The 12,834-nt window shown below is 43.0% G+C and carries 14 protein-coding genes; 7 read left to right on the top strand and 7 right to left on the bottom strand.

Annotation, left to right across the window (positions count from 1 at the left end):
- Positions 1-88: 88 nt before the first annotated feature.
- Both L1611_RS04750 and L1611_RS04745 read right to left on the bottom strand, forming a co-directional pair.
- On the bottom strand, positions 89-898 hold the full coding sequence (locus L1611_RS04750; protein WP_236312042.1) for a cobalamin-binding protein: 810 nt from the start codon (positions 896-898) through the stop codon (positions 89-91).
- Between the two features lie 12 nt (positions 899-910).
- Positions 911-1,393, bottom strand: a complete 483-nt coding sequence (locus tag L1611_RS04745; protein ID WP_236311930.1) for a divergent PAP2 family protein — start codon at positions 1,391-1,393, stop codon at positions 911-913.
- 121 nt (positions 1,394-1,514) lie between these two features.
- On the opposite strand from L1611_RS04745, the gene L1611_RS04740 reads away from it, so the two are divergent.
- The 4 genes from L1611_RS04740 (at position 1,515) to L1611_RS04725 (ending at position 5,795) form a co-directional block, all read left to right on the top strand.
- A complete protein-coding gene (locus L1611_RS04740; RefSeq protein WP_236311929.1) occupies positions 1,515-1,892 on the top strand; it encodes a DUF309 domain-containing protein in 378 nt (125 codons plus the stop codon).
- Between the two features lie 55 nt (positions 1,893-1,947).
- Complete coding sequence (locus L1611_RS04735) at positions 1,948-3,447, top strand: leucyl aminopeptidase (RefSeq protein WP_236311928.1); 1,500 nt, start codon at positions 1,948-1,950, stop codon at positions 3,445-3,447.
- 272 nt (positions 3,448-3,719) lie between these two features.
- Positions 3,720-5,042 (top strand): Na+/H+ antiporter family protein, encoded by a 1,323-nt coding sequence (locus tag L1611_RS04730; protein ID WP_236311927.1) that lies wholly within the window; start codon positions 3,720-3,722, stop codon positions 5,040-5,042.
- Positions 5,043-5,201: 159 nt separating this feature from the next.
- A complete protein-coding gene (locus tag L1611_RS04725; protein ID WP_236311926.1) occupies positions 5,202-5,795 on the top strand; it encodes a sulfite oxidase-like oxidoreductase in 594 nt (197 codons plus the stop codon).
- Positions 5,796-5,941: 146 nt separating this feature from the next.
- On the opposite strand, the gene L1611_RS04720 is transcribed toward L1611_RS04725, so the two are convergent.
- The 3 genes from L1611_RS04720 to L1611_RS04710 form a co-directional block, all read right to left on the bottom strand.
- Positions 5,942-6,961, bottom strand: a complete 1,020-nt coding sequence (locus L1611_RS04720; protein ID WP_407681694.1) for a C40 family peptidase — start codon at positions 6,959-6,961, stop codon at positions 5,942-5,944.
- A 27-nt stretch (positions 6,962-6,988) separates the two neighbouring features.
- Positions 6,989-8,155: a DUF819 family protein gene (locus L1611_RS04715; RefSeq protein ID WP_236311925.1), complete on the bottom strand. Its 1,167-nt coding sequence runs from the start codon at positions 8,153-8,155 to the stop codon at positions 6,989-6,991.
- Between the two features lie 108 nt (positions 8,156-8,263).
- Entirely contained in the window at positions 8,264-8,578 is a 315-nt protein-coding gene (locus L1611_RS04710) for a DUF3870 domain-containing protein (RefSeq protein WP_236311924.1), read from the bottom strand.
- 484 nt (positions 8,579-9,062) lie between these two features.
- On the opposite strand from L1611_RS04710, the gene L1611_RS04705 reads away from it, so the two are divergent.
- Positions 9,063-9,530, top strand: a complete 468-nt coding sequence (locus tag L1611_RS04705; protein ID WP_236311923.1) for an SRPBCC family protein — start codon at positions 9,063-9,065, stop codon at positions 9,528-9,530.
- A gap of 60 nt (positions 9,531-9,590) precedes the next feature.
- Here L1611_RS04705 and L1611_RS04700 read toward each other — a convergent pair whose 3' ends face one another.
- Positions 9,591-10,754, bottom strand: coding sequence for a CapA family protein (locus tag L1611_RS04700; RefSeq protein ID WP_236311922.1), 1,164 nt, complete (start codon positions 10,752-10,754; stop codon positions 9,591-9,593).
- A 120-nt stretch (positions 10,755-10,874) separates the two neighbouring features.
- On the opposite strand from L1611_RS04700, the gene L1611_RS04695 reads away from it, so the two are divergent.
- Complete coding sequence (locus L1611_RS04695; RefSeq protein WP_236311921.1) at positions 10,875-11,156, top strand: hypothetical protein; 282 nt, start codon at positions 10,875-10,877, stop codon at positions 11,154-11,156.
- 172 nt (positions 11,157-11,328) lie between these two features.
- On the opposite strand, the gene L1611_RS04690 is transcribed toward L1611_RS04695, so the two are convergent.
- Complete coding sequence (locus L1611_RS04690) at positions 11,329-12,198, bottom strand: alpha/beta fold hydrolase (protein ID WP_236311920.1); 870 nt, start codon at positions 12,196-12,198, stop codon at positions 11,329-11,331.
- Between the two features lie 198 nt (positions 12,199-12,396).
- On the opposite strand from L1611_RS04690, the gene L1611_RS20770 reads away from it, so the two are divergent.
- On the top strand, positions 12,397-12,786 hold the full coding sequence (locus L1611_RS20770; RefSeq protein WP_322972512.1) for a hypothetical protein: 390 nt from the start codon (positions 12,397-12,399) through the stop codon (positions 12,784-12,786).
- Positions 12,787-12,834: the final 48 nt, after the last annotated feature.

The following is a 12,834-nucleotide window of genomic DNA, read 5'->3' as shown; positions in this document are numbered from 1 at the left end:
ATTGATGAGGATGAGGGTTCAGTCCCCTTCATCTTTATCTTTACATATTGTCATTCGATCATTCAATTTCAATTATAATTTTAATTCCTCAACAAAGGTCTCTATGAGTTTCTTTAAAGGCAGGGTAGTGCTCCGGGTGGATGATCGAGGCGATTTTTTGCAACCCAATTAATAGACGAGGTGAAGGCCTGCAAAAGTAGGGTTCTTCCAGGACATGCACATTCTGTGTCTTCATCGCTTTCATTTCATTCCAACCAGGCCGCTTCTGTAAAATGGCAGGTTTCACTTTCTGGGTTCGTACACCTACCCAAACGAGACAAATATGGTCTGGTTCTTTCCTCCGTACCGTTTCCCAATCTGTTTGAAAACTGGCTGTATCCTCTGAAGCAAAACAATTGACAGCACCAGCCAGCGTACTGATTTCCGTTAGCCAATTGATGCCACCAGGTGTGAAAACAGGCTTTGGCCACCATTCCCAATACAGCTTAGGCTTCACATCAATTTTTTCAGCGATCCCCCGGTACATTTCAATCATTGAACGATATTCCTCTACAACCATCTCAGCCCGTTCCTCAATCCCTGTCAACTTGCCTAAAGTCAGAAGATCAGCTGCGATATCTTCCAGGGAGTTTGGATTGAACACATGAAAGGGGATGTTTCGTCTCTTTAGTCGCTCAATATTTTTCTCCATACCCGGCACACTTAATGAGGCGAGGACGAGATCTGGCTCCAGGGACTCCACTTTGTCGATATCGATATCGAGGTCAGGTCCTAAACGTGGCAATCCAACAATTTCTTCAGGCCAATCTGAGAAATTATCCACTCCGACAATAGAAGAAGTTAACCCTAAATAAGCTGCTAATTCTGTATTGCTTGGACAAATCGATACAATCCGGATTCTAATCTCCCCCTAATGAATGAAACTGTAATAAATGCTAAGACTTAACCCGATCCCAAGGATTGCGCCGAAAAATACCTCACTCGGGCGATGTCCGAGCAATTCTTTCAGTTCCCGGCGTTTTTCCTCTTCGTTTTTCTTAGGCCAGTTCTTTATCTCTGTGGTGAGATGCTGAAAATCACGTAGCAATTGATTCAGTACGATTGCTTGTTCTCCAGCTTGCCAGCGGACACCTTTGGCATCATACATGACGATGACACTGAAAACGACAGTAATAGCAAACATCGTTGAGCCGACTCCTTCAAGCAATCCGACTGACGTAGCCAAACTTGTGACACCGCTAGAATGTGAACTCGGCATTCCTCCCGTACTGAAAAATAGATTCCATTCGATCTTTCGAGTAGAAATATACATGATTGGAATTTTGATCGCTTGTGCAAATAATATGGCGAAGATCGAACACCACAATGGAAAGTTAGTGATAAGTGCGTCCAAGAAAAGCAACGTCCTTTCTATAAAACTGATTATTTTTTAGTTTACCATATCCTCTTTGTATTGATTACCCGCATTTTGTTCCAGGTATGCACGTGGTATGATTAGAAGAGGGGGAGATGACATGGATTATCCGATGGAATATTATCAATTCTTCATAAAATTCAATGAAGGTGATTATTACACATGTCACGATCTTCTTGAGGAAATCTGGATGACAGATAAGCAGAATTTGTTTTTAAAAGGGCTGCTCCAGATGTCAGTCGCGATTTACCACTACGAATATGGCAATGTAAAAGGAGCAAGATTAATGTTCCAGCGGGCTATTGAATGTTTCGAGCCGTATCCAACTTACTATTGGGGACTGAATACTATAGAGCTCTCCGATTTTGTGAAGGAATGTCTCGAACGGATACCTGCAATCGAAAGGGTTCCATTTGAAAAAATCAGAACGTTGCCTGACTTGCCTCGAATTTATTTATATCTAAAAGAAGATGTTTAGGTTATCGAAATATTTCGATATAATAGATTTTAATGAGGACAATAGGGGGAATTAGATGTTTACAATTAAAAACGAGATTGACCTAAAGGAAGGTATACATACTCTAGTCGTTGGAATATACTCTGATGACAAGAAACCAACAGGTATTACGAAAGAAATCGATGGTGCGCTCAATAGCCATATTACCGAACTTTTCAAAAGTGGCGAGCTTTCAGCTAAATTGAAAAAGGTGACACGGATTCATACATTAGGGGCGCTCGGCGTCAAAAGTATCTATTTTGTTGGACTCGGCAAGAAAAATGACCTTACATACCGCAATGTACGTGATGCTTTCGGAAGGGCAGCAAAAGAACTCAAGAGCAGTAAGCAGGAAGATATCGCTATCGCCCTTGATTCCTTCAGGTCAGAGATTGAGATTACCCAAACTGCCCACGCATTAGCAGAAGCATTCATCCTTTCCACATATAAATTCGAAGATTATAAAGAGAAAAAGAATGACAAACGCTATGAATTGAAATCGATCACTGTCTACTCTGAAGAAAATGCTGCAACGGTCATTGATGCATTGAAAACTGGAGAAGCGTATGCTGTTGGTACAAATGTAACACGTGATCTGGTCAACACGCCAGGAAACATGCTTACACCGACGGATTTTGCCGAGCGGGCAGTATGCATCTCGGAAAAATACGGCTTCGAATACGACGTGCTTGAGCGTGAGGATATGATGGAGCTCGGCATGGGTGCCTTGTTAGCGGTGAGCCAGGGGTCTGAACAGGATCCGAAAATGATTGTTGTCAAATACATAGCGAAAAAGGATTGGAATGATGTGCTCACATTTGTCGGTAAAGGTCTCACTTTCGATGCCGGCGGATATTCTATCAAGCCAGCCCTCAACATGCATGAGATGAAATCCGATATGGGTGGTGGGGCAGCTGTTCTTGGTGCGATGGAAGCTGTCGGACGACTCAAGCCAGACGTGAATATCATGTTTGTCATCCCATCAAGTGAAAATCTGATCAACGGTTCCGCGATGAAACCGGGTGATGTCATAACTTCCATGAGTGGTAAAACAATCGAAGTGACGAACACCGATGCTGAGGGTCGTCTGATTTTGGCTGATGCGCTTACGTATGCAAAAGAGCTTGGTGCATCCTATCTTGTGGACCTTGCCACTCTTACTGGTGGAATCGTTGTGGCATTCGGGGACATCGCTTCAGGTGTGATGACGAATGATGAAGATTTCTTCGAAAAGTTTGAGAGATCTGCAGAAGAAGCGGGCGAATATGTATGGAGGCTTCCGATGTTCGGCCCATACAAAAAGATTTTAAAAACAAGCGATGTAGCTGATTTTGTCAACTCAGCCGGTAGACTTGCCCATCCGATCCAAGGTGGGGTCTTCCTGTCTGAATTCGTCGGCGAAACACCTTGGCTGCACCTTGATATCGCAGGTACAGCATACAGCAACAAGACGAGCGACCTGGGGCCAAAAGGGGCCACTGGTGTCATGACACGGTCAATATTAAAATTGATTGAAAAATTCGAAACGCAATCCTGATTTCATCTGAACCCCTCCAGTAAACAGGCTGGAGAGGTTTTTTTGCATTAGAAACAGGTGATCCAGGTTCCCGTTGGAAATTTGTTGGGAAGATTTTTGGATCAATCTCTTCCCAGCGCTTGTGCCCTTGTTTTTAGCCGAAATTCATTATGGAATATACCGGGTTCAGGAAACCGGATGTGTTGACACTCTTATTCATTCATGTTAAATTGTTTGAGGTTTTAATACATTAGTGATTTATCAAGATAAAGTATTCTTTGGAGGTCAACATCATGAATGCTGTTATAATTGCTGTATTCGTCATGCTTATCTTAAGCTTGATGCGTGTACAGGTTGTATTAGCACTTGCCATTGGTGCGTTTACTGGTGGAATCGTCGGTGGACTGGGTATCAGCGAGACGATCACTGTTTTTACTGAAGGGTTAGGCAATAATGCTGTAATCGCTCTAAGTTATGCACTATTAGGAGCATTTGCCTTAGGGATATCGAAGACAGGATTGCCAGAGGTACTCGTTTCTGGAGCATTGAAAGTCACACAGAAGCAAGGTGACTCGAAAAAGAAAGCTTTATCGAAAGCACTATTGCTATTGATTATCGTGACAATCTCCATCTTTTCACAAAACCTCATACCAATCCATATCGCTTTTATTCCGATTTTAATCCCGCCGTTGTTGATGATTTTCAATGAACTGAAAATGGATCGGAGAGCATTGGCTTCTTCGATCACCTTCGGGTTGACGGCGCCATACATTCTGTTGCCAGTCGGTTTTGGTCTGATTTTCCACCAGATCATACAGGAAGAAATGGAGAAAAGCGGACTGAATGTTGATATGGCGATGATTCCGAAGGCGATGAGTCTGCCTGTCATCGGAATGGTGATCGGGTTGCTTATTGCCTTATTCGTTTCTTACAGAAAACCGCGCCGCTATGAAAATAAAGACATCGCAAGCGAAAGTGAACGCATTACGGCGGCCTTTTCAGTTCGATCGATCACGGTTGCCATCATTGCGATTGTAGCGACAGTCGTGATACAAATCCTGACCGAATCGATGATCATGGGTGCTTTGACTGGGATCATCATCCTCTTGTTTAGTGGTTCATTCTCGATCCGTGAATCAGATGTTATCTTTACAGATGGGATGAAAATGATGGCCTTCATCGGATTCGTCATGATCACAGCAGCAGGATTTGCAGAGGTGATGCGTGAAACCGGGCATATTGAACAGCTCGTAGAGAGTGCGTCGGCAGTTTTTGCAGGCAATCAAGTTCTTGCCGCACTTATTATGCTCCTTGTCGGTTTGCTCGTCACTATGGGTATTGGTTCGTCCTTTGCAACCATACCGATCATTGCAACGATTTTTGTACCGTTCGCTCAAGAGCTAGGATTCAGTCCTCTCGCGATCGTTGCATTAGTAGGGACAGCCGGGGCATTGGGTGATGCAGGTTCTCCCGCATCTGACAGTACACTCGGTCCCACAGCTGGACTGAATGCTGATGGGCAACACAACCACATTTGGGATACATGTGTTCCGACATTCCTGCACTATAACATCCCCTTAGTGTTATTCGGGTGGATAGCAGCCATCATCTTTTAAAAGTTTGAATGAAGAAACGATCTCTTAGGAAAATCGGGACGAACATCACTAAAATCGCGACAAAACGAGAAACTATCAACAACAACAGTTTGAAAGATCTTAAAAAACACGTCTACATTTCAAGTTATCACAACATTTTCAATTGGAAGAGGTGCTTAAATGTATTTCGGAAAAGAGGAATCGAAAAAAGACGAACGGGTGCCGCCTAATCAAGTCGTTACGAAAAAATGGCCAGTCCTGCATTACGGGAATGTGCCTTATTATCAGGATCTTGGTGAATGGGATCTCAGACTGTTCGGCCATGTAGAGGAAGAAATCCGTTTGACGTATGAAGAAGTGATGGAAATACCGATTGTCAGATTACAAAACGATATACACTGTGTAACAGGTTGGTCGCGCCTTGATAACCAATGGGAAGGGATATCAACGAAAGAAATTTTTAAGAAGGTCAAACTCCTTCCAGAAGTGAATTATGTACTGATTCATGCTGAAGAAGATTGGACAACAAACCTGCCTATTGAAGACTTTTTTAAGGAGTCAAGCCTTCTGGCCCATACACATGATGGAAAGCCCTTGACCCCTGAACACGGATTCCCCCTCCGTGCGGTCATTCCACATCTTTATTTTTGGAAGAGTGCCAAGTGGATCCGTGGTATTGAATTCATAGTTGAAAATAAGCCGGGTTTCTGGGAAAAGAATGGGTATCATATGCATGGCCGTCCATGGAAGGAAGAAAGGTTCAGTTGGGATTGATTGAAAAAAGGTAAAAATACAATAAATATGGGTAAATGACCTGGAATTTATTGGTAAACAAGTCAAATATGTTGGTAAACCCTATTTAAAATTGGTAATGAGCAACCTGCTCTCAGGTTGCTCATTTTTAGTGCCCGGTACGGCCATCAATCGAGGTATCTTCTTGCGCCTGCGTATTCTTCTCCATATCCTGGTGCGTCATAATCATCGATTTTCACCGTCGTACTGGAGTTTGGTGAATGAATCATTTTACCATTTCCGATGTACATGCCGACATGATGGACACGGCCTTGACCATTATTATAAGCGAAGAAGATCAAGTCACCTTTTTGAAGATCTTCCCGGGCGACTGGTGTGCCATGTGTAGCTTGGACAGAGGAGTCACGTGGAATCGTGATGCCATTCGTTTTATAGACAGTATGGGTGAATCCTGAGCAATCAAATCCGAATCCTGACATTCCTGCCCATAAATAAGGGAGTCCCAGAAATTTTTCAGCCGTTTCAATCACATCATCTGCAGTCGTGGAAGGGATATCACTAACAGATTCATAGACATCTACATCTTGAATTGATAACCATTTAGCACCGTCAGTCGGTGTCATCACCAATACCATGCTTCCGACTTCTTTTAACACAGGAAGTCTTGTATTCATGCTGATTTCCATGAATTCAGACGTCTTTTCCATATCGTCATACAACCAAGTGGTCGGTTCTTTTACAAGAGCCACTGACTTACGCTCGACCATCTTCTCGAACCCGGCCCCGTCAGTTAATTGATCTTTTGGCATCCATCCAGGGTAGCCTACATCGTTTCGGGGAGTCGGCTGTTCATGCGCTGCTACTTTTACCCAATCTCCTTGCTTTTCTAGTATCGTAACCTTTGAACCGAGTAAGGCTTGAGTTTCCAAGTTTCCGACAAGCCAAAGCTTCTCCTCGTATGACATTGAACTCGTCCATGTGCGAAGATCCACTGGGTTTGATGCTGACGGTCCATCAACGGGGCGTAAACGTTCCGGTCCGACCCAAAGCGTCGCAGCGGCTACATCGATATAGGCCGTTTCTGACCCGTTTTCACTCGAGTTTTTTGCGCTGACCATATCCATCGATAAAACCCCAACTAACATGACCGAAAGAATTCCAACCATCCATTTTCGTAACTTTTCCATAATCTGATTCTCCTTTCGTTTTTAAAATCAAAGGGCAGACAATATGTTTGCAGTCAAAATCCCGAAGTAAGTTCCTAGCAGGCTTCCGAGCACCGCCATCAATATCCCGATCGGAATCAACGAACGGTGGAAGGCACCCGCTAAGATCGGCGCTGATGCAACTCCGCCGATGTTGGCAAGGGAAGCGACCCCCATTGTAAAGAGGTCAAGCTTAAATAATTTGGCTAGGAGGAACATGAAGACACCATGGAAAAACAAAATCATGAAGCCTGAAAGGATATAGACCGGCGCCTGGAACAACTGTGAAAAATCCGCGTGTGAAGCAATCAAAGCAATGATGATATACAACATCACTTTGGAAATTTCCAATGAACCTGGTATCCTGGCCACTCTGGTCATCGCGAGCACGATTCCGACAACAGAGGCGAAAAGAATCGTCCAAGTCGTACTATTAACAGCTGTACCAAGTTCTGGCAAGCTGTTTCCAAGCTTAGTGCCAAGTGCTGAGACAAAGATGGCAAGGGCAAGCAAGCTGAGCATCTCCACGAACCCGAACCCCGGGCCCTCATTTTCTTCTGCCGTGGCTGAAATCTCAGCGGAAACCTGATCGAGGTATGTTGTATTCGTCTTGGTCCATCGATTGAATTTATCAGCAAAGGGTACCAGCCAAAACATAAACATCACCCAGAAAGAATAGTTCACCGTATCCATGATCAATGCGAAACCGAATATGTTTTCTGGAACGGTAAGGATATCCTGGAGTATAACCATATTCGCCGATCCGCCTGTCCAACTTGCACTTAATGCTGCAAAGGCCTTCCAAGTGTCAGCCGCATAAAAACCCTTCAACAAGATGTATGTAATCGTGAATCCAGCAACGATGCTTAATGAGGCGGCGAAGAATGCACCCAGCATTTTCGGTCCCAGCCGGATGATTTTGCGTAAATCGCAATGGAGCAGCATAAGCATCAACATCGCGGGCAACAGGACACCTCTCACAGTCCCATAGGCGGTATCATTGGATGCGGTCGCACCGAAAACTCCAAATGTCTGCAACAAAGCACAAACTAGATAAATCAAAACGATCCCAGGAACATACTTGAAGAACTTCGAATCGCTCCTTCTTTCAGCGATAGCGATGATCGCAGTGATGACAAGCAAGACACTGACATACATGATCCCATCCTGAATCAATTCATTTCAACTCCCTTCAAAATTTGATTGAATAAAAAAACAGCTAATGGACGGATTAGACACGCCCGATTAGCTGGATTTCCTCTAAGTGGCTAGAAGAAGCAACTATTATCCGGTTATTTGCTGGAATTTGATGCTTGCATTCTTAAATGCGACAACCAACGCTTTTTGGGACGAACCAAAATAGCGCGTCTCGATCTCCCTGGATACTTTTTCTGTATCCATGATCGATTTTCCGAGGAACAGAGATTTTACGAATTTCTCAGTCAGCGGGATAGTCGAAGAGCAATCAGCATCTACAATCAGACCGCTGCTTTTATCGATGACAAGCCCGATGAAGAATACGTTGAACTTTTGGGTGATCGGATTATTGGAACTGGTTTTGGCATCCCCGATTATGTAAATCGTATTTTCACTGTACATGCTTTTCCTCCTAAGGCAAAACACAGGTATTATGAGAGGGTGTCCAAGGGGTTCATGGACAGTCATCAAAATAGGCGTTCTGGACCTTCAGCCATATTGTAATATAGCGGGATAATATTCTCAATATTTAATCTATTTTATGGTCAAAAAATAGGCCGATGTTATCAGATAACCTTTACTGGACAAAAGTACTGCATATAAATAACCTGCTCATCGGCAAATGATATAAAGATTGACATTGAACAAAACGTATTGTTACCTTTTAATCACATATTCTTAAGAAGATGTTCAAAATCAATGAAAAGTTTGATGAACGATCCATTACATTCTTTAGGTCAGAAGGGTGGGCAGGGTACGTTTAAATTATTTAAACGAAGTTCGATTACGACAAATCTACAATCGTTGGGTGAAGAAGTTCGAAAATAAAGATGCCAGTTTAAGGTTCAAAGGCCAGATCGAACAAAACAAGGAGAGGGATGTTGAAATGGAAAACGGACTCAAGCTAGATACATTTCAAATTGAACAAGAAATCACGATCAATGCGCCTAGAGGGCAGGTTTATAAGGCTTTGACAGAAGAGATCGATCAATGGTGGGCATACCGGTTGAGCGGTACAGCGAAGTCTACATTGACACTCGAACCGAAAGTAGGAGGGCGATTTTTAGAAACATGGCACAATGATGAAGGGGCACTTTGGGGTAGCGTTATGTATGTCAAAGCACCAGAAGAAATCCGACTGAATGGGCTCTTAGGTATGAGAGGCGCTGTGAATAGTGCTTATTCATTCCTTTTAGAGGACAAAGGGGACGAAACGATTTTGAAGGTTTCCCACCATGCCAGTGGTTTATTAGATCCACAATGGAAAGAAATGCATGACAGCGGCTGGAAAGAACTCATTGGAAAATTCCTCAAGGAATATGTGGAATCTGGGAAAAAGCCTGACCTGAGCTGAATAAGAATGTGAAAAAGGTGGCTAACTCTTCAAGGAGGTTGCCACCTATCATTATGGAGGTCAGTTTTCAATGAATTGCATGTCAGGAATCCATTGTGACATATGTTGCTTGATCTCGCTATAGACTTGTTGTTGATCAGCAAGCTGGAACATCGGTTGAATCGTATATTGACGATCGACCCAAGTTGGTATAAAAGCTGGCTCTTCTAGTGAAACGGTTACTTCATCACCCTTCACGACTTTTTTGGCCTTGATTTGTACAATACCGCCTATATCCTTGTAATCCCTTCTCTGGCCTGAGAGGAAATTGCCCAGGGAGTAGACGACAAAAGTTCGGCTGCCGTCAGTGTTTTCAATCCATTCAGCTGGCTGGAGGACATGTGGATGATGGCCGATGATGATGTCTGCTCCAGCTTCTGCCGCTTCACTAGCTAGAAGTTTTTGTTGCTCATTCGGCATCCTTTCATATTCATTTCCGAAATGCAGGCTCAAAACGACGACATCTGATAGACGCTTTGCTTCGTCAATTTCACTTTTGATCAAATCAATATCGATCAGGTTCACAAGGTAGGGTTTTGACTCTGGGACAGGTATGCCATTCGTTCCATATGTATAACTTAGGAAGGAAAAGTGAATATCATTCCGTTCTATGAGTCGGATGTCTGCTCGATCCACTTCAGAGCGATAAGCCCCTGTATATGCCATATCGATTTCATCCCAATGATCGAGAGCATTCATGATTGCTTTTTCACCACGATCAAGGGTATGATTATTAGCAATTGTAACGAGATCGACTCCCGATTCTTTCAGCGTGGTGCCAACCTCAAAAGGACTATTGAATGAAGGATAGGTTGAAACCCCGATCTCTGTTCCGCCAATCATCGTTTCTTGATTTGCCATCGTTAGATCAGCACTTTCAAGGTATGGTTTCACAAGCCGGAACATAGGGGTGAAATCATATTTTCCATTGCCTATAGCAGCTTGATTATAAACGTAATCATGTATTAAAATATCACCGACTGCCATTAAGGATGCGGTGGTGGTGATCTCTTCAGGTTCCGATTCAGGAACATTCGGATCAGGAACTTCTGCATGGATCGATCCGCTCTTCATAGCACCATTCGTTCCAGTTTCTGTTTCTGAAAAAAAATCCAGAGTCAAAAACAAAACGACTAACACACTAAAGGAAACGACAAATAGCGAGATAGCTGTGACTTTTTTCATAATACAACCCCCTTACTACTATTTTACCCGTTAAATCACAACAAGCTATGACTGTTTTTGACGAAAAAAATCGAACTTTAGGCTTGAACAAAGAAATTTCATAATAAGGAGTATTTATATATGATTCAATATGGTTTAGGAGATTATTCACATTGGGTGTTTTCGAACGTTCATGTAGACTTGCTGGAAGAAGACAGGTGGAAAAACCTTCATCTTTCATTCGAGTTGAAAAAAGGTGAAATACCTGAAGGACTGACAGACCCCTCGCTTTTAGTCGTAATGGACGGGGATACGGTAATGGAAATCGTTCTATTGAATGAAGGCTGTGATTCCGAGTATAAGCTCACAGATTTGGAAAAAGAACAGCTGATCGGCTTATTAAGGGATAAGAAACTGATATAACAAAAGGGGCAGTTTAGGGGACAACTGTTTTTAAGACAGCTGATTTTCAAAGGAATTCGGCAAATAGGGTCTCTGGTGCCCTCTATTTTTTTTGTAAAGATCGTGTTTTTGATGGAATAAGGTCTCCTATGTCCACAAAATAATGGTTCACTACCTCTGAGGCATACTCCTTCTACATTTGGTTCAATTTTACAATATCAAAAAATCCGCAAATTTCTTCACTGATTTCCTCCGGTATTTCTTCAGGCAATAAATGACCAGCTTTTTCAAACACCTTCAATTTAGCGTTCGGCAAATCATTGACCATCCGCTCGCCAACAGGCAGGGGAATGACTTGATCGTGTTTTCCCCACAGCAAAAGGATAGGATGACTTACTTCTTGCAATTCCGCTGGCTGCATATCCCCTTCACGGTGCCTCAACACTCGGATGAGCGCATGGAAGGTTTTTTGATCATTAAAGGGTTGCGCATAGCCATTGATTAATTCATCATCAATCAGTGATGGATTATGGACGACGGTAAGAAGGTTCTCATGCACCCCTTTCTTACTGATCCAATGCCTGATTACATAAACAAAAAAGGGTAAATAAGAACATTGGACGATAAAACGGCTTGGCCGCTTCAAATATCCGGAGCAACCGATCAATATCAATTTGTTGATTTTATCGGCAGCAATTTTGGAAGCATGCATTGCCACCTGCCCACCCATAGAGTGACCAATGACATAAACATTTTCTATCTTTAAGCTTTCAATGAAATCAGCGATCAGCTGACCATAATTTTTTAATGAGTACATAAACGTTCTGGACTTTTCGCTTTTCCCAAAACCAGGCAAGTCGATCGCATAAATATGAAAATGTTCCTTCAAAATCGGAATGATCCTGCGGAAACTGAAACAAGAACCTAAAAACCCATGAATCATGATCAAGACAGGAGCATCCGCTTTTCCATGAGGATAATGTTCATAATATATATTGATATCCTGAAGCTGTATCTGCTTTGCTGGGTTTGTTTCTTCAGGTGTAGATACCCTCATCTCCATTTTACTACCCTCCGACTTCTGCTTTTTAATTAGGATTTCCATCAATCCACAGGTCATGTAGGTAAAAAAATGACAATAAATTAGCCATGCACTTGGACAAACGTCTTAAAAAAGGGCTCTTTTTCATGGATATAAGCCTTCCGTTTTTTGGCTCAAGTACATATTTTATTATGAAGAAATAGAAGGAGGTTTAGGGGAATGCCTCAGTATTACGATAATGAAGAATACGATTTCGAATCAAATGTATCGGACGAACGTCCAGGTTGTCATCCGAAACCATATTGCCCGCCACCTTGTCCACCGCAACAGCCGCAGCAGGTAGCTGGAGCACAGACAGCGCCGGCACAGAGCCCGCTGTTATGTGTTCCTGTTGGTGCCAATAATCTAGTTGCAGGTGTACAGTCTCCAGGAATGGTTGCAGGTGCGCAATCGCCTTATGGCGGAGCCCCTTTTTATCCACCATATCCTTTTTACCCTGGAATCGGAGGATTCGGGTTTGGTTTTGGATGGGTGTGGGCGGTCGTCGTCATAGTGGTGATCTTGCTCATCATCTGTGGACTCTGGTGGTGGTTCGGAGGTTGGCGTTAGACGATTTTGACATTAAAGAAAGGGCTTGGCGAAACTCAAGCTCTTTTC

Source organism: Pseudalkalibacillus salsuginis (assembly GCF_021646685.1).
GTDB lineage: Bacteria > Bacillota > Bacilli > Bacillales > Fictibacillaceae > Pseudalkalibacillus > Pseudalkalibacillus salsuginis.
This window is presented reverse-complemented; position numbering and strand designations above follow the sequence as displayed.